The organism is Psychromonas saccharinae, from assembly GCF_051201515.1.
In the GTDB taxonomy this organism is placed as follows: domain Bacteria; phylum Pseudomonadota; class Gammaproteobacteria; order Enterobacterales; family Psychromonadaceae; genus Psychromonas.
Window position 1 is genome coordinate 4,089,892 of sequence record NZ_CP195153.1, and the last position, 25,020, is coordinate 4,114,911.

Here is a 25,020-nt window from a genome sequence, read left to right on the forward strand (position 1 = left end):
GCTCTCAGAGAAATGGCGCACCCGACAGGAGTCGAACCTGTGGCCTTTGCCTCCGGAGGGCAACGCTCTATCCAGCTGAGCTACGGGTGCTCACGTCTTTAGCGTGGCGCGAATATTATTGCAAGTTGGCAATCGTGTCTAGTGCTTTTTTAAGTTTTTTTAATATTTTTGCTCAATTGCCTGTTCCTTAAACAATATTCTTATGAATAATTAAATTCTGTCACTAATTATTAATAAGATGTGAGATTGTTTTTCAGATATACTTCACCTGTGAGCTAACCTTTCACGTTCAGATTTTATTCGAAGTACCTGCATTCTGAGCAAAACGATAAAACAATCCGTTTTGCTATGCAAACTGTCATCAAAACAGCCCAGAATAGATTTCAATAAAGTAAAAAAGTAATTATTGACTATTTCTACAGCGTTAGAAAATATTATGTAAATAGCATAATCAATACTCAGCCTTGTATAAATCGCCAATACATTACAATAAAGAAGAACGCGAAAAGTAAGCAAAATTTACTTAATTATTATTAAAGAGCTTTTATTTTATGAAAAAAGACCCCTTTTTAGATCGCGAATCAAATACCTATGAACACCCAGTACCTAGCCGTGAATTTATTACCGAGTATATGGAAAAACAGGAAAAACCTGTTAGTCGAGATGCACTATTCAAAGCCTTCAACCTAAGCAGTGAAGAAGAAGCTGAAGGACTGCGTCGTCGTTTAAAAGCAATGGAACGCGATGGTCAACTCGTGTGGTGCCGTAATGCAACTTATGCTTTACCTGAAAAACTTAATTTAGCCAAAGGCAAAGTCATTGGACACAAAGATGGCTTTGGTTTTTTAAAAACAGAAGAAGAAGGACCGGACCTTTTCCTACCGGCTTTTCAAATGCGCACCCTTTTCCACGGCGATGAAATTCTTGCACAACCCGTCAAAGTTGATGCGCGAGGCCGAACTGAAGCCCGTTTTGTACGTTTACTAGAAGCACGTAAAGAAGCCATTGTCGGACGATTTTTTATTGAAGATGGTATTGCAGTTGTGGTGCCCGACGATTCTCGCCTTACCCAAGAAATTTTGATTAATAAAGAAGACAATCATGGCGCCCGTCATGGTCAAATCGTCGTCGTTGAAATCATACAACGCCCTAAAGCTCGCTTTACTGCTCGCGGAAAAGTAACCGAAGTACTTGGACAAGATCTCGAACCTGGTATGGAAGTTGAAATAGCACTACGCACCCATGACATTCCCCATGAATGGCCTGCAGAGTTGGATAAAGAATTAAAACGTTTTGGTGAATTTGTACCAGAAAGTGCGATTGAAGGTCGTATTGATCTTCGTGATTTACCATTAGTAACTATCGATGGAGAAGATGCACGCGACTTCGATGATGCGGTTTTCTGTCAACGCGAACCCGATGGAGGTTGGCGTTTATGGGTCGCTATTGCCGATGTTAGCTATTACGTTCGCAATGACACTATTTTAGATAAAGAAGCACTAAACCGTGGTAACTCTGTTTATTTCCCTGATCAAGTTATCCCGATGCTACCTGAAATTCTATCTAATGGTTTATGCTCTTTGAATCCACAGGTTGACCGTTTATGTATGGTTAGTGAAATGGTTATCTCAAAAGATGGTTCATTAAAAGATTATAAATTTTACGAAGCCGTTATGAACTCCCATGCACGTTTCACCTATACCAAGGTCGCAGCAATATTAAAGGGTGACGAAACATTACGAGAACAATATCAGCCATTAGTACCACACCTTGAAGAATTAGAGAACTTATATAAAGCTTTCAAAAAAGCACGTCATATTCGTGGTGGAATGGAATTTGAAACCCTTGAAGTACGTTTCTTGTTTAATGAGAACCGTAAAATAGAATCCGTTGAGCCCCTTGTACGTAACGATGCTCATAAGATCATCGAAGAATGTATGATCCAAGCAAATGTCGCATCAGCGCGTTTGATTCAAAAAGCACAGGCTTCTGCACTTTTCCGGGTTCATGAAACCCCAAGTGAAGAAAAGCTCACCAATTTCCGTTCATTTTTATCGGAACTTGGGTTAACGCTGCACGGTGGTGATAAACCTGCGCCCCTTGATTATGCAAATTTAGCGGAACGTTTTGCTGAACGTGACGATAAAGAATTGCTGCAAACCATGTTACTACGCTCAATGAAACAAGCTGTCTATCAAGATGAAAATCTTGGGCACTTCGGTTTAGCATTGTCTGAATATGCACACTTCACCTCACCTATTCGTCGTTACCCAGATCTTATTCTGCATCGTGCGATTAAATATGTTGTTGCACAGCAAGAAAAAGGACAACAAAAATCAAAATGGACGAATACCGGTGGTTATCATTATCAAGAAAGTGAGATGAGTGTATTAGGCGAACATTGTTCGATGACTGAACGTCGCGCGGATGATGCTACCCGTGATGTGGCCGATGCACTTAAATGTGAATATATGCAGGATCACGTTGGCGATAAAATGGTAGGGACAATTGCGGCCGTGACTAATTTTGGTTTCTTTGTTCGTCTGAATGATATTCATATCGACGGTTTAGTCCATGTTACCAGCTTACTTTCCGACTACTATATCTTTGATGCCGGTAAGCAGACCTTAAAAGGTGAGCGCACTGGCCGTACATATCGTATTGGTGATGTATTAGAAGTCAAAGTATTATCGGTTAATCTAGACGATAAGAAAATTGACTTTGAGCTAGCCGACCAAGAGGCAGCAGGACAACGCAAACGTGCTCGCAAAACGGCTAAAAAAGAAAAAGATCGTCCAATAGACCGTCGCGCACGCACTAAAAATGCGAACCAAGCAAATCATAAAGACACTGAGCAACCAGCGACGAAAGAAGATAGCAAACATGCTAAATCACAACCGTCGGCGCCTAAAAAGAAAAGAAAAATAAAACAAGGTGTGAAAAATACTGCCACCTCAAAAAAGAAAAAAACAACCAGCACCCAAAAACGCCCAGGTCGTGCTGAACGAGCAAGAGCAAAAGCTAAAAAAACAGAAAGCTAGTAATGATCTAGCCTTAGCTTTTTTCACCCAATTTTAGAAACTGAATTAGAGAAAGTAAAATGAGTAAAAGTGAATTAATTTACGGTATGCACGCCGTTGATGCCCTAATAGAAAAACAACCTGAACGTGTTATTGAAGTATATGCACTCAAAGGACGTGACGATGAGCGTTTAGGTGCTATTGTTGAAAAAGCACGTGAATGGGGCGTATCGGTTCAATTTATGCAGCGGAAAGCGTTGGATGATAAATCTGAAGGGGAACAACATCAGGGCATTATTGCTCGAGTTAAGGCCGCGAAAGTACTCACTGATAATGATTTAGATGCTTATATTAATCATTTAGAGGTGCCACCTTTTTTACTTATTTTAGATGGCGTAACGGATCCGCATAACCTTGGCGCTTGTTTACGTAGTGCCGACGCTGCAGGTGTCCATGCCGTGATTATCCCCAAGGACAATTCTGCTAGCTTGACCCCGGTTGTACGAAAAGTTGCCTGCGGCGCAGCCGAATCTGTACCGTTAATCCATGTGACTAACTTAGCGCGTACTATGCGTGCTCTTCAGGAAAAAGGCATTTGGATTTACGGTACGGCAGGTGAAGCGACTCAAAATATTTACGACTGTAAACTAGAAGGCGGTATCGCTATTGCAATGGGGGCGGAAGGCAAAGGCTTACGTCGTTTAACCCGCGAACATTGCGATGAATTAATCAAATTACCGATGGCCGGAGCAGTTTCAAGTTTGAATGTTTCCGTAGCAACGGGCATTTGTTTGTTTGAAGTCGTACGCCAACGTCGATAAACAACGATCTGATTGGAATAAAAGAACGAATAACAACTTTGTAAAACTCACCTTGTTATTCGTTCTTTTTAAATGTTTTACAAACACGTTCAAAATACACCGCTTCTAATTTCCCCCTTCTCGCTAAAACGCGTACTTCAACTTAAGATTTGTCGATATATCTTTATTCGACGTTCCATCGGGCACATTTTGTGTATATTTATAATTAGATTCTGAAATTAAAAACAATTCTCGATATATTTTATTTTGTAGTTTAAAGGATGCGCTATAGGTACTATTTTCTTTCCCTAGCTCTAACTCACTATCAAGGGAGAGCTGCAAAGACTCCGAAAGAACGTGTTTATCATAAATCCCTAGCCGAAGAATCAATTCATCAACAGAAACGGCACCTGTATCCACATTTGGTAACGCCATACGATAACCAGGACCAACCTCAACATTTAACTCATTCTTTTCACCTGCTAAAACAATCCGACCATAACCAACCGTATAACTATCTTCCTTATCATAACTGGCAAACTCGGTGCGTCGTAGATCAGTACGCGCATAGATAAAATTACGCGGATCTAAATATTTATCTCCCTGTAATTGCCATCGGAAATTCTTAGCCGTCATATAGCTATCTTCTTCTCTTATTCCAAAATTAACATTACTGGTAATTTCAAATAGATCTGCTGCTTCATAATTTAATATAAAACGGCCGTCTGCAGCACGTGTTTCGATACTATTTTGAGAATAGGAAAAACCAAATTCAATGGAGCCAGAATAATTTGATAACGGTTTTTGTTGACCGTATTGAGGTTGTGCGACATCTTTTCCAATTGTCGCCTGATATTCTTCAACCACAGTTTTATTTGTTTTAAATTTAATCAGATCAGGTTCACTTTCAATATCAGCTTTAACTAATTCAACATCTGATGCAATGGAAGATGACTTTGCTAACTTAAGTGTTTTGTTTTCTTCTTTTAATTCATTGATTTCTAGATTTTTTTGCATTAATTCTCGTCTAAAACGATTTAACTCTGTCATTAAGTCTATGTTTGTCTGATTAAATGAGATTAATTGGCTTTCTAAATTATCGCGTAATTTTTGTTGTGCTTTAACATCAATGCTAGGTGATGTAACCACCTCCTTTTTTTCTTTTTCCGCTTTATTAACCGATTCAACGGCGGGAGTAGAAACAGATGCTTTCACAATCGCATCTTTATTTAACATCCCCTCTCGAGGACTTGCACGCGAAAACGCATCAATTACGATGTCTACATCTTGTGACTTATTATTATGAAAGGACCACAATGCATTTCCCGCAAAAAAAATAATATTAAACCCAATAATGTAAACTAATTTAAATTTCAAAAAACACACTCATAACGATTAAAGTAAGCGATGCTATTACAAATAATGCGCATCAAAATATTTTATAAATTCATCAAAAAACATCATTCTAAGCACTAAAAAAATCAATGCAATATTTGTTAATTTATTTATATTTTTTAATGTTTGAAATATTCTTCGAAAAACGTTTAAAAATCTATTTGCTCAGCGCATTTAAAGGCAAAATATAACTTGCACCTATTGAGACTAAAATGTACAATTTGCGGCCTTAAATCAGCCACCCTTTTTGTTCCTTGCTTCTATTTGGTAAGGCTGAGCCAACTTATGAAGCTACTAACCCGTAAGGAGCGATTTTTATATGCGTCATTATGAAATCGTATTTATGGTTCACCCAGATCAGAGTGAACAAGTTAATGGTATGATCGAACGTTACACAGCATCTATTACAGAAGCTAACGGTATTGTTCATCGTCTAGAAGATTGGGGCCGTCGTCAACTGGCTTACCCTATCAACAAGCTACACAAAGCACACTATGTTCTTATGAACGTTGAAGCTGAGCAAAGCGTAATCGATGATTTGGAAACTGCTTTCCGTTTCAACGACGCTGTGATCCGCAACATGATCATGCGTACTAAAGCTGCAAAAACTGAAGCGTCTGTAGTGGCTAAAGCAAGAGAAGAACGTCCAGAACGTGCTCCTCGTGCACCACGTCCAGAAGTTGAAGCTGAAGCGACAACTGAAGCATAAGTTACTTAGTGACTGATAACTTTTTGCGACTTGCCGGTGTAGTAACTGAAAAGCCTACATTTAAAACAAGTCCGAGTGGTGTTGAACACTGCAATTTATCGATTGAACATCGTTCAATGCAAGAAGAAGCTGGTTTACCACGCAACGCATTTTGTTATATGCCCGTTGCAATTAGTGGCCCATTAGCTAGTCAGTTGAAAAATAAATTATCGAAAGGTATGCATATAAGAGTAAGTGGTTTTATCACTTATCACCAGAGCAAAAATAAGCCTGGTAAACTCGTTTTGCATGCTCAGTACATAGAACAAATTTGAGGAAATACCATGGCTCGTTACTTCCGCCGTCGTAAATTCTGTCGCTTCACTGCTGAAGGTGTTAGCGAAATTGATTACAAAGACGTTACAACGTTAAAAAATTACATCACTGAAAGTGGTAAAATTGTACCTAGCCGTATTACTGGCACAAGTGCTAAATACCAACGTCAACTAGCTCGCGCAATCAAACGTGCACGTTACTTGTCTCTTTTACCTTACACTGACTTACACAAGTAATAGGAGCTATAGATTATGGAAATTATCCTACAAGATACAGTTGCTAACCTTGGCCACCTTGGTGATAAAGTTACAGTTAAAGCAGGTTACGCACGTAACTTCCTTTTCCCAAAACAAATTGCTGTGCCAGCAAACAAAGCAAACTTAGAAGCTTTTGAAGCACGTCGTGCTGAATTAGAAGCTAAACATGCTGCTAACCTTGCTGCTGCTCAAGAACGTGGTGCTGCTCTAGAAGCTCTAGAATCAGTTGTTATCACTTCTAAAGCGGGTGATGAAGGTAAACTATTCGGTTCAATCGGTACACGTGATATTGCTGATGCAATCACTGCTGCTGGTGTAGCTGTAGTTAAAAGTGAAGTTCGTCTTCCTGAAGGCGCACTACGCAATACAGGTACTTACGAAATTACTATCTCAGTATATTCTGAAGTATCTGCAATTGTTAACGTTGAAGTTGTTGGCGAAGAGTAATCTTTCCCTTACAATTTAAACGATAAAAATACCTGCTTTCGAGCGGGTATTTTTTTGTCTGAAATAGAGTAAGCTGGGGATTTAGCAAGTTGCGAGTCACGAGCCTCGAGCTGCGAAAATCAAAAACTCGAAACCCGATACTCGAAGCTCGAAGCTCTACACTATCCTATCTGACACATAAGGTGATAAAAATGAAAACATTAGAACAATATCAATTATTAGCAAAGCAAGCGACTTCGCTCATTGAAGGTGAAAACGACTTGATCGCCAACTTAGCTAATATTAGTGCGCTATTGAATATGAACCTAGACAATATTAACTGGGTCGGATTTTATCTACTAAACGATGAGCAATTAATATTAGGCCCCTTCCAAGGCAATGTTGCCTGTGTTCGCATTGCATTAGGCAAAGGTGTATGTGGCACGGCATTTAGCACAAATACAATTCAACGTATCGCCGATGTGCATCAATTCGAAGGCCATATTGCCTGTGATGCAGCAAGCCAATCTGAAATAGTATTACCAATTAACGTTAATGGTAAAACGATTGGGGTTTTAGATATTGATAGCCCGATCACAGAACGATTTAATGAAATCGATGAGCAAGGGTTAGCTTTATTTGTTGAACACCTTGAGCAACATCTAAGTACTATCTAGTGAAATAAGAAATAGCCATTACTATTCAAGATATACTTAATTCTCGCCTTCAATAGTAATGGAGATATATGCGATCTCCCGTATGAAATGCAATCATTAGCCGTCCGTAATTGTTAACTTCTTCATGTATTTGTATCTCGATAAAGATACCTTCCATACTACTAAAATAAATACGTCTATAATCGGTTTAAGCACTGCTTACCTCCTACTCATTCATTTCAAACGGGAATCGATATGCTTAAATTCAACCTACGTATTAAATTACTTTTATTAGCTTTAGTACCGCTAATCATTATTTTATTCTCAATTATGTCGGTCACCTATTACATAGAAAATAAATCGCTAAATGTTAATGTTTCTGAGTTTCGAAAAAACTTAATTAACGAACGAATGACCCAACTGAAAGAAATTACCGAAGTCGCAGCAGGTATTGTTGCTTATCAGAAATCATTGGGCGAACAAGGTGACTTTAAAGCCGCATTGCGTAATATTCGCTTTGGTGAAGCCGGTTATTTTTATATTTATGATAGACAAGGCGTCAATATCTTTCATGCGGTCAAACCTGAATTAGAAGGAAAAAATTTGATCGGCCTTACCGATTCCAAAGGTACAAAACTAATTGTTGGTCTATTAGACGCTGCACAAAATAGCGATGGTAATTTTTCATTCTACTTTCAAAAACCAGGTTCCGATGAGCAAATTGAAAAACTCGGCTTTGCAATGATGTTGCCTGGTAATAATTTAATGCTCGGCACTGGCGCCTATATCGATGATATAGAAGCGACTGTTTCGGCATATTCCACCCAAGCTTATCAAGAAATGCATACTAAACTTGTTTCGTTTTCGATTGCTATTTTGGTCTTAATTCTATTAACGACATTCATTATTTTAATCAGCGTTAATAGGATGGTCGCCCCCATTAAACGTATGGCTGAAAATCTCGATGATATCGCACAAGGTGAAGGTGATTTAACCAAACGATTAACCATTTCAGGAAAAGATGAAATAGCTCAACTCGGCGAATCCTTTAATCTTTTTGTAGACCAATTACAGCATATGATTCAAGAGATTGGCGGTGCAACGGTTGCACTTAACCATGCAGGACATACTATTCGCAGTCAAACCGAAAATATGGCTGCGCAACTTCTGACTCACAATAACGAAACGGAACAAGTTGTCTCAGCGATTACAGAAATGTCCTCTACAGCTAATGAAGTAGCGACTAATACCAATCAAGTTGCCGATGCAACACAAACGGTATCAGAAGATGTGATGCGTGCGCAGGAATGTGTTGATAGCTCTTTGTCAGATATTTCTGCATTAATGGAAGAGATAAACGGTGCTGCAACCAATATTAATTCATTGAATGACCAATCCCAGAAAATCAACAATGTACTTTCAGTTATTGGTGGTATCGCAGAACAAACTAACTTATTAGCACTAAACGCAGCGATAGAAGCGGCTAGAGCGGGAGAGCAAGGTCGAGGGTTTGCAGTGGTCGCCGATGAAGTCAGAAGCTTAGCAAGCCGCACTCAAACGAGTACATTAGAAATTAATGAAATGCTAACAGAACTGCACCGATTGGTTGAGCTTGCAGTCCAATCAATGGAATTAAGTCAAGAAAGAAGCTCACGTTCCGTTGAGTCTTCCCGTTCCATTTCCGAAAGCCTAGGGTCAGTTACGACAGGTGTACGTTCAATCAATGACATGAGTATTCAAATAGCCACTGCAACCACGGAACAAAGCTCTGTTACTGAAGAGATAAACCGTAACTTATATGCAATTCAAGATGTTGTTAATACGTTAACACAGAGCAGCACCGAAGCAGAAAATATTAGTATTAATATCGCTAATGAAGGTGGGAAATTAGAGCAATTGGTAAAACAATTTAAAGTCTAAATACATTTAAAAATACCTGCGTAATAGCAGGTATTTTTATTAAGAGTAACCTTTTAACAAGAAACGATGCCCTATTCATTATCGGCGTTCAGCTTAGCTTGCGCTTCTGCAGATTTCATATTTTGTACGGCAATAAAATCATCTGGATTAATTTCATGACTGTGGCCCCATTCAGGTAAAATCGGTGCATCTGAATTTGGCATTAAATTAATACCATTTTTACGCTGCGCTTGTTGAATATCTCTTATTAGCTCATATTTATGACGGCTAAGCTCGTCCATACTTTCATCATCACGCAGAATGGTTGCGCGCATAAAGACCATTAAATTGCTTTTTTCAGTGCTACTAATTGTCGATCTAAACAACCAACCAATATAGGGGAGATCGCCTAACCAAGGAACCTTAGATACTGATTCGCTGACCTCTTCAGCAATTAGTCCACCGAGCACAATTGTTGCACCCGATTTAGCCAATACCGTTGTTTTCACAGAACGAGTCGCAAAAATAATATCCACAGAAGTCGATCCCTGAATACTCGAGACTTCTTGCTCAATATTCAGTTTAACCGTATCGCCTTTATTAATTTGCGGAGTCACTTTCAATTTAATCCCCACTTCTTCACGTTCCACGGTCGAGAAAGTTTCACTACTTGAACTCGAAGAACTTGATCCTGTAATAACCGGTACTTCATCACCAACAACAAAACTTGCCTCTTCGTTATCAAGGGTGGTTATACTTGGAGTTGATAAAATATTTGCTGTACTATCAGTACTAACAGCTTGAATAATAAAAGCCCAATCACTATCACCAAATCCCAGAATACTCCCTGAAATATCAGAAAGAGCATCGGCAGCATCATCATAATCATCATCTTCTTCGGCACTTATGTAAGCAGAAATAAGATCAGAAGTACTCACCCCGTTGTCGCTAAATGACGTCCCACCATAATTAGATGCGAATTGAGAATTAAGACCAATACCATCATCCTGAGACACTTCAACAATAATTGCTTCAACTAAAACCTGTGCCCTACGGATATCAAGTTGGTGAATCAAGCTCGTTAATGACAACATCATTTGGGGTTGAGCTGAAATAATAATAGAATTGGTTCCGGTATCAGCAACGATACTTAATTCTGGCGTGTTTGATCCATTTGAATTATTTGAATTCGAAGATTGCTGAACATGACTCGATTGGTTATTTTGCGAGCGATTGCTTTGTGAATTACTATTTTGACCACCACTACCAGGTCCGCCCTGCCGACCTTGATTACCTACCTGATCTTGATTATTCTGTTGGCCTTGTTGACCCTGCGATAAATTAACGCTTTGCGCACCATTTTGAATAGAGCCACTTACTCCTTGTAACACGGTGACGACATCACTTGCCGTTGCATACTCAAGATAAAAAACACGAATCTGATTATTATTTTGGTACTGTTTCTTAACTTCAGTATCTAAAGATTTGATTAATTTAATAACACGCTCACGTGACTGTTCATCGCCGCTAATAATCAACGAGTTAGTTCGTTCATCAGCGACTAAATTAGCCTGCAAAATATCACTGTTCTTGTTTTTATCACCAGAACCAGAGCTATTTTGAACTGAGTTAACTAACGCTATCATATCCGTTGCATTAGAATAATTCAGATTAACAATATCAACATCTTGATTACCTGCTTGGTCGACACGTTCAATAATCTCAACCAACTTATTAATCACGGCAGCACGCCCAGTCAGCATGATCACATTAGAGGGATCATAATAAACAACATTCCCGCCTCCAGAATTATCATTTAATTTACGTAAAAGCGGAGCAAGTTCTCGACCTGATACATTTTTAAGAGAAACAATACGGGTCACCATCTCATCACTACCTAAGGATGAGTCACCATCAATAACTGCAGGTCCTGATATTTTTGCATCTTTAGATTTGATCACCTTAAGAACGTTATTATCCATTTCAATAACAGCAAAACCATAGACTTCGAGTACATTCAGGAAAAACTGGTAATATTGTTTCTCATCAAGCGTATCATAACTGCGCACATTGACCTGCCCTCGTACATTAGGCGAGATAATAATGGTTTTATGCAGATTTTTACCAACGACATTAATAAACTCTTCAATATCTGCATCGTGAAAACTCGGTGAAAACTCCGTTGCAAAGACGATATTGCTACTTCCAACTGCGCACAGAAAAGTAATGACAAGCATTGTATACTTTCTTAACAAGTTGCGATGAAATCCTAAAAACACCATGTATTCCTAACTCCAGTTTATGCTTTATTTAGATAAATAAATTTAATCAATCTGAACATGTTTGTTGAGCTTTAACGACTCATATTTATCAAACTTCTCATTATGTTCATCTATGTGAATCACGTCGAATAGAAACGGTACAGAGGCTAATGATGCGAGCGATTGAGCCGCACTAAAATAGCACAAAGAATCATGCTAAAGATGCAAACATAAAGGAAGATAAGTGATTTAAAATACGAGAAAATAAGCAATTTAAAAAGAGAGAAATGGCACATTGAAGAGTCTAATAAGTAAAACTTCTGCTGAAATTTTATTTATTAGAAACTAAAGAATATATTGTATTTAAAATTTATAACCAACCGTAATAGCAGTTTGGCTGAATCGATTGTTATCTGTATCACTCTCATCGGAATCAAGGTAGTACGCACTTATGCCTAAATCGACATAAAAATGATGATATTGATAACGGACACCGGCTCCACCATAAAGACTACTTTCATCATAATCTCCTTCGGTGTAAGAAACGCCACCAAGTGAAATATAAGGTTTAATAAAAGCATTTTTGCTATAAAAAGCATAACCTAAATCCACGCCAAGCTTTGTGGCAGCTCCACTATCACTGGTAATATCGCCAGGCGATTCATCAACGGTTTCATAGGAAAAGTTGAGACCTACGATTTGATTAATATCATAACCGGCTTCTATTTTAATCCCACCTTCCGAAGTTTCTATATCGTCCTCTTTTACCGATGCACTTGAATACCCTCCTCCCAAGCGAAAACCAGAAAAGTCAGGTTCAGAAAAATCCTCAGCAACAGAGATAGTAGAAAAGAACATAGGGAGTACAGAAATACCAAGTAGTATTTTTTTCATTATTACTTTCCTTATATACCCGTTACCAATCAAGATACGTTTATCTACATCTTGAATGGTAACGGGTATACACTTACAAAATTGATTTATTTTTAATATTTAATAAATACGACTAGCAACAACACAAAGGATTAAAATATTGAGATAAAAGTATCATGAATAAGCAAATTAGGCTGAAAGTTAGCGTTATTTATCCCGTCAAAATATCACATAAGATTACAATGAAGGCACAAATATAAAGGAAATAAATAGTTAAAAATGAAGGAAGTTTTAAAAAGAAAGATTCACAGAGTCTAAAATAGATTTAAAAAAACCTCAATAATGAGTATAACAAGGCATACTATTATTGAGGCTTATGTAGAGAGAGTTTAGACTAACATAGCCTAATTCTTTTAGAATTTATAACCAAAAGTAATGGCTGTATGGTAAAATTTATAATCGTCTGAGCTTGTATCACCCGCATCTAAGTAATAGGCACTAATCCCTAAATCAGAATAAAAGTGATGATACTGAAAACGTACGCCTAATCCACCATAAACAGAACTTTCATCGAAATCGTCTTGGGAATAAGAAACACCACCTAATGCAACATAAGGTTTAAGGAAAGCTTCTTTGCTATAGAAAGCATAACCAAAGTCAACTCCGGCTTTTACTGCATAACCATCAATATCACCATTAACATTACCTAACTCGCCATTAATCGTTTCATAGGAAACATTAAGACCAAACATTCGGTTAATATCGTAACCTAGTTCAACTTTAAAACCTTCTTCAGTTGTATCACTGCTACCCAATTCAATTTCTGTATTTGAATAACCAGCACCCGCACGCAAACCTGCATAATCATTTTCAGAAACACTTGCTGCAATTGAAGCTGTTGAAAATAAAGTCGTTAATAACGATACTCCGAGTAGTACTTTTTTCATTAATATTCCCTCATTATTGTCTTTTCAAATTAAAGACATTATAAGTATGATCTCAACAAATACCACTAACAATGCAAAAAACAAGGTAAAAATGTGAATAAAAAAGGAATTAATAAAAAGAATGATATAGGTATTAACAAGAAGAGTTTTATTATTGAATTTATACCCCGTGCATATTGCAACGGGATATATTGAATAACTTTAGAACTATTTAGCTTGTGGACGCATATGAGGGAACAATAAAACGTCACGAATGGTGTGGCTGTCCGTAAATAACATCACTAAACGGTCAATACCGATACCTTCACCTGCTGTTGGCGGTAAACCATGCTCTAGTGCAGTAATATAATCCGCATCGTAGTACATCGCTTCATCATCACCAGCATCTTTTTGAGCAACTTGATCTAGGAAGCGTTGCGCTTGATCCTGTGCATCATTAAGCTCAGAGAAACCATTTGCCAGTTCACGACCACCGACGAAGAATTCAAAACGATCCGTAATACTTGGATCTTCATCATTACGGCGTGCAAGTGGTGAAATCTCGGCTGGATACGCTGTCACGAAAGTTGGTTGCATTAATTTATGTTCAACGGTTTCTTCGAATATTTCAGCGAGTACTTTACCTTCTCCCCAGCTATCTTTTAAATGAATATCTAAACGCTTAGCAACCGCTTTTAAGCCTTCCATTGTTTCAAGCTCTTGTACTTCGATGCCTTCGTTATATTCAACGATGGAATCTTTCATGCTGATTCGAATAAATGGCGCACCAAAATCAAACTCTAATTCACCGTATTTTACAATGTTTGTGCCCAGTACATTGGTTGTGATTGTACGGAACATATCTTCCGTTGTATTCATCAAATCAATGTAATCAGCGTACGCCTGGTAAAATTCAATCATGGTGAATTCTGGGTTATGACGAGTAGAAACACCTTCGTTACGGAAACTACGGTTAATTTCATAAACACGCTCAAATCCCCCCACCACTAAACGTTTTAGGTTTAATTCAGGGGCAATACGTAAAAACATAGGAAGATCTAACGCATTATGGAATGTTTCAAAAGGTTTAGCCGTCGCCCCACCAGGAATCGCCTGTAGCATTGGTGTTTCAACTTCCATAAAGTTTTGATCATTTAAGTACTGACGAATACAGTTAATAATTTTATTACGTAAAATAAAAGTACGACGAGAATCATCATTGGCAATCAAATCTAAATAACGCTGACGATAACAAGCTTCAGTATCAGATAAACCATGGAATTTATCAGGCAATGGGCGTAACGCTTTGGTTAAAATGCGAATATCACTTACTTTAACACTTAATTCATTGGTTTTAGTTTTAAACAACACGCCCGTTGCGCCAACGATATCGCCTAAATCCCATTTTTTGAATTCAGTATTGTAAAAACCTTCCGCTAAATTATCACGTGCAACGTATAATTGAATGCGACCGCCCATATCTTGAACCGTTGCAAAACTCGCTTTTCCCATTATACGACGGGTCATCATACGGCCTGCAATACTTACTTCGATAGCAAGTTCATCAAGCTCTTCTTTGGTTTTTTCTTCATAAAGCTTATGAAGCTCATCGGAAATATTGTCACGACGAAAATCATTAGGAAATGCTTGTCCCTTTTCACGCATCGCATCAAGCTTAGCCATACGTTGTGCTAGGATTTCATTTAACTCTTCTTTTGGTGCTTCTGCTTGATCATTTACTGACATGGTTTGTCCTATTGTCTTTCACTATTAATTTGGTTATGTAATTATTTACTGTGTATCAATTAGAGGTTAATTGAAGCGCTAGGCTTGCAAATTAGACCCCAGACTTTAAGCTTGCTTCGATAAACTTATCTAAACCACCATCAAGCACAGCTTGTGTGTTTCGACTTTCAACTCCGGTTCGTAAATCTTTAATACGTGCGTCATCAAGGACATATGAACGGATCTGACTACCCCAGCCAATATCTGCTTTACTATCTTCGCTGATCTGTTTTTCAGTATTCTGTTTTTGCAACTCATATTCATAAAGCTTGGCTTTTAATTGTTTCATCGCCTGATCTTTATTTTTATGCTGTGAGCGATCGTTTTGACATTGCACGACAATGTTGGTCGGAATATGGGTAATACGTACTGCTGACTCGGTTGTATTTACGTGCTGCCCACCCGCACCTGACGCGCGATAAACATCGATACGCAAATCTGCAGGATTAATATGCACTTCGATATTATCGTCAATTTCAGGGTAAATAAATGCCGAAGCAAATGAGGTATGGCGTTTACCCGATGAATCAAAAGGTGATTTACGCACCAAACGATGTACTCCGGTTTCAGTACGGAGCCAACCATAAGCATATTCACCAGAAAAGCGAATCGTTGCACCTTTAATGCCTGCAACATCACCGGCAGATGCTTCCATTAATTCAGTTTTGTAACCGTGCGCCTCGCCCCAACGTAAATACATACGTAAAAGCATATTTGCCCAATCTTGGGCCTCTGTGCCGCCAGATCCGGACTGAATATCTAAATAACAAGAGCTTGCATCTTGTTTTCCAGAGAACATGCGACGAAACTCTAGTTTCTCTAATTTTTTCTCAAGCTCATCGGCTTCACTGACTGCTTCATCAAAACTATCTTGATCTTCTTCTTCAACTGCCATATCCACAAGCATCTGAATTTCTTCAGCACCATCGGTCAATGCATCAATGGTTTCGACCACTAATTCCAAGTCACTTCGCTCTTTGCCAAGTGCTTGTGCTCGCTCAGGTTCATTCCAAACATCAGGGGATTCTAACTCACGGGAAACTTCTTCTAAACGCTCTGATTTAGCGTCATAGTCAAAGGTACCCCCTAAGCAATTCAGATCGCTCAGTTAAGTCTTTCACTTTGTGTAAAATAGGGTTGATTTCAAACATCAAAAATCTCAATTAAATTGCTAGAAAAGGAGTCGAATTTTAACCAAATTAATAACAAAGATATAGTGCTGTTGAAAAATAAACATAAGAGATTTAGATAAGTTTAAAAATGGGTAAAAAAATTGTTTCAATTTAACCAAAATAACACATTAATGATGGCTAATTTATTCCCATAGCAAAGAAATATCACATAACATTAAAAAATCACAAGATTAATACCATTTTCTTGGTGCAATTATTTACTATTAACGTACAGTTGAGCTTCTTGCGTAATAACAAATTCAAACAAACAGGAATCTGTTACTTGAGACCGCTTTTACGCTTGAATATTAAAAGTTCACCTCCACCCGATACAGGTGGAACGTGACGCAATTTACCAATTGTATACTAGGAGATAAAAATGGAAATGTTATCCGGTGCGGAGATGGTTGTCCGTTCGTTAGAAGATGAAGGTATTAAACATATTTTTGGCTACCCAGGTGGGTCAGTACTCGATATTTACGATGCTATTTTTCAATCTAATGATATTGAACATATCCTCGTTCGTCATGAGCAAGGCGCAGTCCATATGGCCGATGCTTACTCAAGAACAACTGGCAAAGTAGGTACTGTATTAGTAACCGCAGGTCCAGGTGCAACAAATTGTATTACGGGTATAGCAACAGCCTACATGGATTCGATTCCACTTGTTGTTATCACAGGACAAGTTCCTACCCATTGGATTGGCGATGATGCCTTCCAAGAAACAGATATGATTGGTGTTTCTCGTCCAATCGTTAAACATAGCTTTTCTTGTCGCAAAGCAGAAGACATTCCGATTGCCATCAAAAAAGCTTACTATATCGCATCAACTGGTCGCCCAGGTCCTGTCGTTATTGATATACCTAAAGATGTACAAAGCCCACTGAATAAATTTCCTTACGAATACCCAAAAAGTATGGAACTACGTTCTTACCACCCAACATTGAGTGGACATAAGGGACAAATTAAGCGTGCATTAGCTGCATTGTTAGGTGCTAAAAAACCGGTACTTTATATCGGTGGTGGTGCCGTTATTTCTAATGCATCAAAACAAGTCGTTGAATTAGCAGAGAAGCTGAATTTACCCGTAACGAATACGTTAATGGGATTAGGTGCATTTCCAGGTCAACACAAACAAAATATCGGCATGCTAGGCATGCATGGTACCTATGAAGCAAATAAATCGATGCATAATGCCGATTTAATCTTTGCAGTAGGTGCCCGATTTGATGACCGTGTAACCAACAATGTTGATAAATTCTGCCCCTACGCAAAAATAATGCAAATCGATATTGATCCAACATCTATTTCTAAAAATATCCATGTTGATCTACCCATCGTTGGCTCTGTCGAAATTGTTTTACAGCAAATGCTCGATCTTTTAGAAGAAACTCAAGCAAGTAATGATAGTGAAAAGATAAAGCTGTGGTGGGATCAAATCGATGAATGGCGTGCAAGGGATTGTCTTGCATATCAAACATCGGAAATCCATATCAAACCGCAACAGGTAATAGAAGAACTATATAAAGCAACTAATGGTGATGCCATCATCACTTCTGATGTTGGTCAACATCAAATGTTTGCAGCAAACTATTACCCATTCAAAGAACCTCGCCAATGGATCAATTCAGGTGGTGCAGGTACGATGGGGTTTGGTTTACCTGCTGCGATAGGTTGTAAAATTGCACGCCCAGAAAAAACCGTTTGTTGTGTTACCGGTGACGGTTCAATCCAAATGAATATTCAAGAGCTATCAACGTGCATGCAATACAAAATCCCTGTGATTATTGTGCTGCTTAACAATCGTTCTTTAGGCATGGTGAAGCAATGGCAAAAAATGTTCTACGGCGGTCGTCAATCACACTCCTATATGGATAGTGTGCCAGACTTCGTCAAACTTGCTGAAGCCTATAACCATGTTGGTATAAAAGTAGACACCATTGATCAACTTAAACCAGCATTAGATCGTGCAATTGAATTAAAAGATCGTGTTGTATTTATTGATGTTGCAGTAGATCCTGAAGCACAAGTTTTCCCAATGCAAATAAAACTGGGCAGTATGGAAGATATGCACCTTAGCAAAACGGAGAACACTCATGCGTAGAATTATTTCTGTATTACTTGAAAATGAATCAGGTGCGTTGTCTCGTGTTGTTGGTCTGTTTGCTCAACGTAGTTACAATATTGAATCATTGACTGTTTCGCCAACCAATGACAAGACATTGTCTCGTATGACTATCACAACCGATGTTATCGACGATGCAAGCCTTGAACAAATGATGAAGCAATTACATAAACTCATTGATGTTTTACGTGTTTCTGAATTAACTGAAGGCCCACATATTGAACGTGAACTATTGCTAGTTAAAGTACGAACAATGAATGATACACGCGAAGAAATTAAGCGTTGTGCTGATATATATCGTGGACAAATTGTCGATATTACACAAAACTTATACACTATTCAGTTGACCGGTACAGGCTCAAAACTTGATGCCTTTATTCAAACCATTGGCGATACAAGCGAGATTATCGAAGTAGTTCGTTCTGGTGTTTGTGGCATTGCTCGTGGTGAGAAATCATTACGCGGTTAACACCATTAATGATTAGATAAATCATAAAATGCAAAGTACAGTTATCTGGCTTTGCATTTTTTTTAAGGAAAATAACATGATTGAATTCGGTGCGTTACTCTTTAGTGCATTTATACTGTTTATGTTTGGTATTTCGTTTTTAAGCTTAGCCGTGATTAGTATTGTTATGGTATTAAGCTTTATATTAATCAGTACCCTCTCTATTTTCTTTAAATTCGGGTTTTGGATACTCCTAGCGCTGATTATTTATTATTGTTTCTTTAAAAAAGATTAACGAATAGTTAAATGGTTAGAAAAATAATAGTAATCAGAGGAGTTAACTGTTGTATTTATATAATATATTAGTCACTTGCTAATTTATGTATTATTAACAAATAAGAAAAATCTTCTAAGACATATTCAAAAATCTTTACTACTTATCACAATCAGTCTTAAGTTTTCAAAAAACTAGCCGATAATAATATTAAACATTAGTAAGGAACTTTAATGAAAAAAACATTATTATTAGTATTGTTATTCACATTTTCAAAATGTATTTATGCCGTCGATTACGGTGCAATAGAACTGTACACCCAAGATGAACTCAATAAGTTAATTTATAAGAACCAGCATCTACAGCGCGTTAAAGCCGATGATTGCCAATTAGTTGAAGATATCGAAGCACATGCCACCAAGGTCAAAGAGCCTTCCTATGTCTATCTATGGGGTGATATGTTAGCTTGGGGAGTCTGTGTTAATAAAGATGCCAAGTTAGGTATGCATTACATTGAACTTTCCGCTAAACAGGGGCTTCTACCTGCAATAGAACAATTAGGTCGCTATTATGAAAAAGGTATTTTTGTTCAGCCAAACAAAACACGTGCAATCATTTATTACCGAGAGGCCGCTCTACAAGGCTTTTTAAACGCACAAATAAACTATGTCCGATTGCTACTTGCAGGTTATGGCAGTCCCGTTGATTATGAAGAAGCATACCACGTTTTATTTCAACAGGTTATTGGTGATAAAAGAGTAAAAAATCAAGCAGCTTCATTACTCTCAAGGTTAGCCGATAGAATGCCAGATAACATCATTGCTCGTGCAGAAAAGAATGGGATTTAAAATAATTACCAGTATGTAAATATTAGAAGAAAGCATATAGCCACGAGCTACGAAAAACAAACGTCAAGCTACGAGCATCGAAGTTTTCAAAGCTATCAGCTCACCACTCTCTGCTAAGCAAGTTTTTAACTGACAACTGAAAGCTAACCGCTGAAAGCTATATTTTCTACGAGCTTCGAGTCCCGAGCCACGAAAGGCAAACCTCGGGTTTCATAGCTATCGGCTATCAGCTCGCCACTCGTAACTAAACAATCTTTTTACTGAGAGCTGAAAACTAATCGCTGACAGCTATATTTTCTACGGGCTTCGAGTCTCGAGCCACGAAAAACAAACGTCAAGCTACGAGCCTCGAGGTTTTCGTAGCTAATAGCTCGCCACTCGCAGCTAAACAAGCTTTTAACTGACAACTGAAAGCTACGGGCTTCGAGGTTTTCGTAGCTATCAGCTCGACACTCGCAGCTAAGTAAGATTTTAACTGACAACTGAAAGCTGTTCGCTGACAGCTTCACTATCCTACAGGCATAAAAAAAGAGAACCGAAGCTCTCTTTTTTTGAATATTATTTAACTAAACATCTTATTCGATGATAGTAGAAACAACACCAGCACCTACCTTGTTTACCGATCGATCGCGCCACCTTCTCATGTATCGAAACCTAGACCTTCATTTTCTTCAGGCATAAAAAAAGAGAACCGAAGCTCTCTTTTTTGAATGTTATTTAACTAAACATCTTATTCGATGATAGTAGAAACAAGCACCTACGGCCCCTAAAGGTATAGTGCCACCTTCATGGATAGCGAAATGTAGACCTTCACTTTTCTGTAGACGTAAAAAAAGAGAACCGAAGCTCTCTTTTTTGAATGTTATTTAACTAAGCATCTTATTCGATGATAGTAGAAACAACACCAGCACCTACAGTACGGCCACCTTCACGGATAGCGAAACGTAGACCTTCATCCATTGCGATTGGAGCGATTAGCTCAACAACGAATTTAAGGTTATCACCAGGCATTACCATTTCAACACCTTCTGGAAGCTCTACAGCACCAGTGATGTCAGTTGTACGGAAGTAGAACTGTGGACGGTAACCTTTAAAGAATGGAGTGTGACGACCACCTTCATCTTTGCTTAGTACGTATACTTCAGACTCAAATTTAGTATGAGGAGTGATTGAACCAGGTTTAGCTAGTACTTGACCACGTTCAACGTCTTCACGTTTAGTACCACGTAGAAGAACACCAACGTTCTCACCAGCACGACCTTCGTCAAGAAGTTTACGGAACATTTCAACACCAGTACAAGTAGTTTTTGTAGTAGCGTGAATACCGATGATTTCAACTTCTTCACCAACTTTGATGATACCACGTTCAACACGACCAGTTACAACAGTACCACGGCCAGAGATTGAGAATACATCTTCAATTGGAAGAATGAATGGTTTGTCGATATCACGTTCTGGAAGAGGAATGTAAGCATCTAGAGCTGCAGCTAGCTCAAGAATTTTTTCTTCCCATTCTGCATCGCCTTCAAGCGCTTTAAGAGCAGAACCTTGGATTACTGGAATATCATCTCCTGGGAAATCATATTCAGAAAGAAGTTCACGAACTTCCATTTCTACTAATTCAAGTAGTTCTTCATCATCAACCATGTCACATTTGTTCATGAATACAACTAAGTGTGGAACACCAACTTGACGAGAAAGTAGGATGTGCTCACGAGTTTGTGGCATAGGGCCATCTGTCGCAGCAACTACTAAAATACCACCGTCCATTTGAGCAGCACCAGTGATCATGTTTTTAACATAATCGGCGTGTCCAGGACAGTCTACGTGTGCGTAGTGACGAGTTTCTGTATCGTACTCGATGTGAGAGGTATTGATTGTAATACCACGTTCGCGCTCTTCAGGAGCGTTATCGATAGATGCGAAATCTTTAACTTCACCACCACTTGCTTTAGATAGTACAGCAGAGATAGCAGCAGTTAGTGTTGTTTTACCATGGTCAACGTGGCCGATTGTACCAACGTTTACATGTGGTTTATTACGTTCAAATTTTTCTTTAGACACAGTGTGTACCTTCTTTATCAGTTAATACCTCTCCACATGCCATCACATGGAAAGGCGTTAGTGTAATTTATTTTTTATTTCGCTTCAATAATTGCATCAGCAATTTTTTTAGGAGCAGCAGCATATTCACAAAATTCCATAGAATATGAGGCGCGACCCTGTGTTGCAGAGCGTAATGAGGTCGAATAACCGAACATTTCCGCAAGTGGTACTTTAGCATGAACAATTTTAACGCCACCAGGGCCATCATCCATACCATCTATTATACCACGACGACGGTTAAGGTCGCCAACAACATCACCCATCCAGTCTTCCGGCGTTGTTACTTCAACTTTCATAATAGGTTCAAGTATAGTCGCATCAGCTTTTAATGCACCATCTCTAAAGCCCATCATGGCCGCAATTTTAAACGCCATTTCGCTTGAGTCAACCTCGTGGAATGAACCACCAGTTAATGTTGCCTTAATATCAAGCATTGGGAACCCGGCAAGTACACCTTGGTTCATTTGTTCTTCACAGCCTTTGTTAATAGCAGGGATGTATTCTTTTGGAACACAACCATCTGTAATTTCATTAACAAATTCAAAACCAGAACCTGCTTCAAGCGGTTCAAGTTTGAGGAATACATGGCCATAATGGCTAGGTCCTTCCCCTTGACGAATAAATTCACCTTCAACGGAAACTGCCTTTAAGATAGTTTCACGATAGGCTACCTGTGGATTACCCACATTACAGTTCACACTAAATTCACGACGCATACGATCCACGATAATATCAAGGTGAAGTTCACCCATACCGGAAATCAATATTTGCCCAGACTCTTCATTCGTTTCAACACGGAATGAAGGATCTTCAGCAGCAAGTTTCTCTAACGCAATAGTTAACTTATCTTGGTCGGCCTTAGTTCTAGGCTCAACCGCAATTTGAATAACTGGGTCAGGAAACTCCATGCGTTCAAGAATCACTTTATGATCAGGAGAACAAAGCGTATCACCCGTAGTGACGTCTTTAAGACCAATAGCTGCAGCGATATCGCCGGCACGGATCTCTTTAACTTCTTTACGGTCATTGGCATGCATCTGTACGATACGACCAAAACGTTCTTTCTTCATTTTCACAGCGTTATAAACGTGATCCCCTGAATTAACAACACCTGAATACACACGCATAAATGTTAACGTCCCAACAAATGGGTCCGTTGCGATTTTAAATGCAAGTGCAGCAAATGGTGCTTCATCAGAAGCAGGACATTCAATTTCTTCATCTCTGTCGTTGATACCTTTAATAGCAGCAACTTCATTAGGCGAAGGAAGAAAGTCAATAACCGCATCTAACACAGCTTGAACGCCTTTATTTTTAAAGGCACTACCACAAGTTGCTAATACGATTTCATTGTTTAACGTACGAATACGTAAACCTGCTTTGATTTCGTCTTCTGAAAGCTCACCTTCTTCAAGGTATTTTTCCATTAACTCATCGTTTGCTTCAGCAGCTGTATCTACTAATTCTTCATGCAATTCTTCTGCACGTTCAAGTAGTTCAGCAGGAATGTCGTGATACTCAAACGTCATTCCTTGATCTGAGTCGCTCCAATTTATCGCCTTCATTTTAATCAGGTCGATAACACCTTCAAAGGTTTCCTCTGTACCAATATTCAAATGAATAGGAACACAAGTAGCACCTAAGCGGTTTTTAATTTGTGCGACAACAGCTTCAAAATTTGCCCCGGTACGGTCCATTTTATTAACAAATACAATACGTGGAACGTGATATTTGTTAGCTTGGCGCCATACTGTTTCCGATTGAGGCTCAACACCAGATGCACCACAAAATACAACAACTGCCCCATCAAGTACGCGCAATGAACGTTCAACTTCAATAGTGAAGTCAACGTGTCCAGGAGTATCAATGATGTTAATACGGTGTTGATCAAACTGACCTTGCATACCAGACCAAAATGTTGTCGTCGCAGCAGATGTGATAGTAATACCACGCTCCTGCTCCTGTTCCATCCAGTCCATTGTTGCTGCACCATCATGTACCTCACCTATTTTGTGAGATAATCCAGTGTAGAACAATATACGCTCTGTCGTTGTCGTTTTACCCGCATCGACATGAGCAACAATACCGATATTACGGTAGCGCTCAATTGAAGTTGTACGTGACAAAATGATGTCCTTTTAAATAAAACTTAGCTTTATCTAGAAACGAAAATGCACAGGTAACAATTACCTGTACAAATATGTTTTTACCAGCGGTAATGTGCAAACGCTTTGTTTGCATCAGCCATACGGTGAACGTCTTCACGTTTCTTAACCGCAGAACCTTTATTATCCGCAGCATCGACTAACTCACCAGCTAGACGTAATGCCATTGATTTTTCACCACGTTTACGTGATGCTTCAACTAACCAACGCATTGCTAACGCATTACGACGAGAAGGACGAACTTCTACAGGAACTTGGTATGTTGAACCACCAACACGACGAGATTTAACCTCGACGCTTGGACGTATATTTTCAAGAGCTACTTCAAAGATATCTAGTGCTTCTTTGCTACTTTTGTCAGCAGCAGTTTTTAGAGCACCGTAAACGATCTTTTCAGCAACAGATTTTTTTCCGTCAACCATTACAACGTTAACGAATTTTGCTAGAATTTCTGATCCGAACTTAGGATCTGGAAGTACTTTACGAGTAGCTATGACGCGTCTTCTTGGCATCTTATTTCTCCGTGCGCTTCAGGATTTTACCCAAAACATATTAAATTA

21 protein-coding genes and 1 tRNA gene are annotated in these 25,020 nt (G+C 38.7%); 12 read left to right on the forward strand and 10 right to left on the reverse strand.

From position 1 onward, the window contains the following. Window positions 1-13: 13 nt before the first annotated feature. Window positions 14-90 (reverse strand) — tRNA-Arg (locus tag ACR30L_RS18290). Between the two features lie 461 nt (window positions 91-551). Here ACR30L_RS18290 and rnr point away from each other — a divergent pair. Beyond that, window positions 552-3,041 (forward strand): ribonuclease R, encoded by a 2,490-nt coding sequence (gene rnr, locus ACR30L_RS18295; protein WP_435235661.1) that lies wholly within the window; start codon window positions 552-554, stop codon window positions 3,039-3,041. A gap of 59 nt (window positions 3,042-3,100) precedes the next feature. Further along, a complete protein-coding gene (gene rlmB / locus ACR30L_RS18300) occupies window positions 3,101-3,841 on the forward strand; it encodes a 23S rRNA (guanosine(2251)-2'-O)-methyltransferase RlmB (protein ID WP_435235662.1) in 741 nt (246 codons plus the stop codon). 123 nt (window positions 3,842-3,964) lie between these two features. Here rlmB and ACR30L_RS18305 read toward each other — a convergent pair whose 3' ends face one another. Then, a complete protein-coding gene (locus ACR30L_RS18305; protein ID WP_435235663.1) occupies window positions 3,965-5,197 on the reverse strand; it encodes a DUF481 domain-containing protein in 1,233 nt (410 codons plus the stop codon). 337 nt (window positions 5,198-5,534) lie between these two features. Between ACR30L_RS18305 and rpsF the strand changes: the two genes are divergently transcribed. The 6 genes from rpsF to ACR30L_RS18335 all read left to right on the forward strand — a co-directional run bounded on the left by rpsF (window position 5,535) and on the right by ACR30L_RS18335 (window position 9,498). Continuing rightward, window positions 5,535-5,924 carry a 30S ribosomal protein S6 gene (gene rpsF, locus ACR30L_RS18310; protein ID WP_435235664.1) on the forward strand — a complete coding sequence of 130 codons (390 nt, stop codon included), beginning with the start codon at window positions 5,535-5,537 and terminating at the stop codon, window positions 5,922-5,924. Window positions 5,925-5,932: 8 nt separating this feature from the next. Next, the gene (gene priB / locus ACR30L_RS18315; protein ID WP_435235665.1) at window positions 5,933-6,238 is read left to right on the forward strand and encodes a primosomal replication protein N; all 306 of its coding nucleotides are present in this window, start codon (window positions 5,933-5,935) and stop codon (window positions 6,236-6,238) included. A 9-nt stretch (window positions 6,239-6,247) separates the two neighbouring features. Continuing rightward, complete coding sequence (gene rpsR, locus ACR30L_RS18320; protein WP_028865159.1) at window positions 6,248-6,475, forward strand: 30S ribosomal protein S18; 228 nt, start codon at window positions 6,248-6,250, stop codon at window positions 6,473-6,475. A gap of 15 nt (window positions 6,476-6,490) precedes the next feature. Next, complete coding sequence (gene rplI / locus ACR30L_RS18325) at window positions 6,491-6,943, forward strand: 50S ribosomal protein L9 (RefSeq protein WP_435235666.1); 453 nt, start codon at window positions 6,491-6,493, stop codon at window positions 6,941-6,943. A gap of 191 nt (window positions 6,944-7,134) precedes the next feature. Continuing rightward, window positions 7,135-7,599 (forward strand): GAF domain-containing protein, encoded by a 465-nt coding sequence (locus ACR30L_RS18330; protein ID WP_435235667.1) that lies wholly within the window; start codon window positions 7,135-7,137, stop codon window positions 7,597-7,599. A gap of 234 nt (window positions 7,600-7,833) precedes the next feature. Next, the gene (locus ACR30L_RS18335) at window positions 7,834-9,498 is read left to right on the forward strand and encodes a methyl-accepting chemotaxis protein (protein WP_435235668.1); all 1,665 of its coding nucleotides are present in this window, start codon (window positions 7,834-7,836) and stop codon (window positions 9,496-9,498) included. A 71-nt stretch (window positions 9,499-9,569) separates the two neighbouring features. Here ACR30L_RS18335 and gspD read toward each other — a convergent pair whose 3' ends face one another. From gspD to prfB, 5 genes are all read right to left on the reverse strand, one after another. Then, a complete protein-coding gene (gene gspD / locus ACR30L_RS18340) occupies window positions 9,570-11,714 on the reverse strand; it encodes a type II secretion system secretin GspD (protein WP_435235669.1) in 2,145 nt (714 codons plus the stop codon). Window positions 11,715-12,101: 387 nt separating this feature from the next. Further along, a complete protein-coding gene (locus ACR30L_RS18345; protein WP_435235670.1) occupies window positions 12,102-12,632 on the reverse strand; it encodes a porin family protein in 531 nt (176 codons plus the stop codon). 392 nt (window positions 12,633-13,024) lie between these two features. Next, the gene (locus ACR30L_RS18350) at window positions 13,025-13,558 is read right to left on the reverse strand and encodes an outer membrane beta-barrel protein (RefSeq protein ID WP_435235671.1); all 534 of its coding nucleotides are present in this window, start codon (window positions 13,556-13,558) and stop codon (window positions 13,025-13,027) included. A gap of 207 nt (window positions 13,559-13,765) precedes the next feature. Further along, window positions 13,766-15,283, reverse strand: a complete 1,518-nt coding sequence (gene lysS / locus ACR30L_RS18355) for a lysine--tRNA ligase (RefSeq protein ID WP_435235672.1) — start codon at window positions 15,281-15,283, stop codon at window positions 13,766-13,768. Window positions 15,284-15,374: 91 nt separating this feature from the next. Then, window positions 15,375-16,473 (reverse strand): peptide chain release factor 2 gene (gene prfB, locus ACR30L_RS18360; protein WP_435235673.1). Its coding sequence is split into 2 segments (ribosomal slippage): window positions 15,375-16,397 and window positions 16,399-16,473, totalling 1,098 coding nucleotides; the frame shifts between segments, so codons are not numbered across the junction. Window positions 16,474-16,873: 400 nt separating this feature from the next. Between prfB and ACR30L_RS18365 the strand changes: the two genes are divergently transcribed. The 4 genes from ACR30L_RS18365 (at window position 16,874) to ACR30L_RS18380 (ending at window position 20,189) form a co-directional block, all read left to right on the forward strand. Continuing rightward, entirely contained in the window at window positions 16,874-18,598 is a 1,725-nt protein-coding gene (locus ACR30L_RS18365) for an acetolactate synthase 3 large subunit (RefSeq protein WP_435235674.1), read from the forward strand. Further along, window positions 18,591-19,088, forward strand: coding sequence for an acetolactate synthase small subunit (gene ilvN / locus ACR30L_RS18370; RefSeq protein ID WP_435235675.1), 498 nt, complete (start codon window positions 18,591-18,593; stop codon window positions 19,086-19,088). Before ACR30L_RS18365 ends, ilvN begins: the two co-directional genes overlap by 8 nt. Before the next feature lie 76 nt (window positions 19,089-19,164). After that, complete coding sequence (locus tag ACR30L_RS18375) at window positions 19,165-19,362, forward strand: hypothetical protein (RefSeq protein ID WP_435235676.1); 198 nt, start codon at window positions 19,165-19,167, stop codon at window positions 19,360-19,362. A 212-nt stretch (window positions 19,363-19,574) separates the two neighbouring features. Then, window positions 19,575-20,189 (forward strand): tetratricopeptide repeat protein, encoded by a 615-nt coding sequence (locus ACR30L_RS18380; protein ID WP_435235677.1) that lies wholly within the window; start codon window positions 19,575-19,577, stop codon window positions 20,187-20,189. Window positions 20,190-21,068: 879 nt separating this feature from the next. Here ACR30L_RS18380 and tuf read toward each other — a convergent pair. The 3 genes from tuf to rpsG form a co-directional block, all read right to left on the reverse strand. Further along, the gene (gene tuf, locus ACR30L_RS18385) at window positions 21,069-22,253 is read right to left on the reverse strand and encodes an elongation factor Tu (protein ID WP_435235678.1); all 1,185 of its coding nucleotides are present in this window, start codon (window positions 22,251-22,253) and stop codon (window positions 21,069-21,071) included. Window positions 22,254-22,327: 74 nt separating this feature from the next. Next, entirely contained in the window at window positions 22,328-24,421 is a 2,094-nt protein-coding gene (fusA, locus tag ACR30L_RS18390; protein WP_435235679.1) for an elongation factor G, read from the reverse strand. Window positions 24,422-24,501: 80 nt separating this feature from the next. Beyond that, entirely contained in the window at window positions 24,502-24,972 is a 471-nt protein-coding gene (rpsG, locus tag ACR30L_RS18395; RefSeq protein WP_435235680.1) for a 30S ribosomal protein S7, read from the reverse strand. Window positions 24,973-25,020 lie beyond the last annotated feature (48 nt).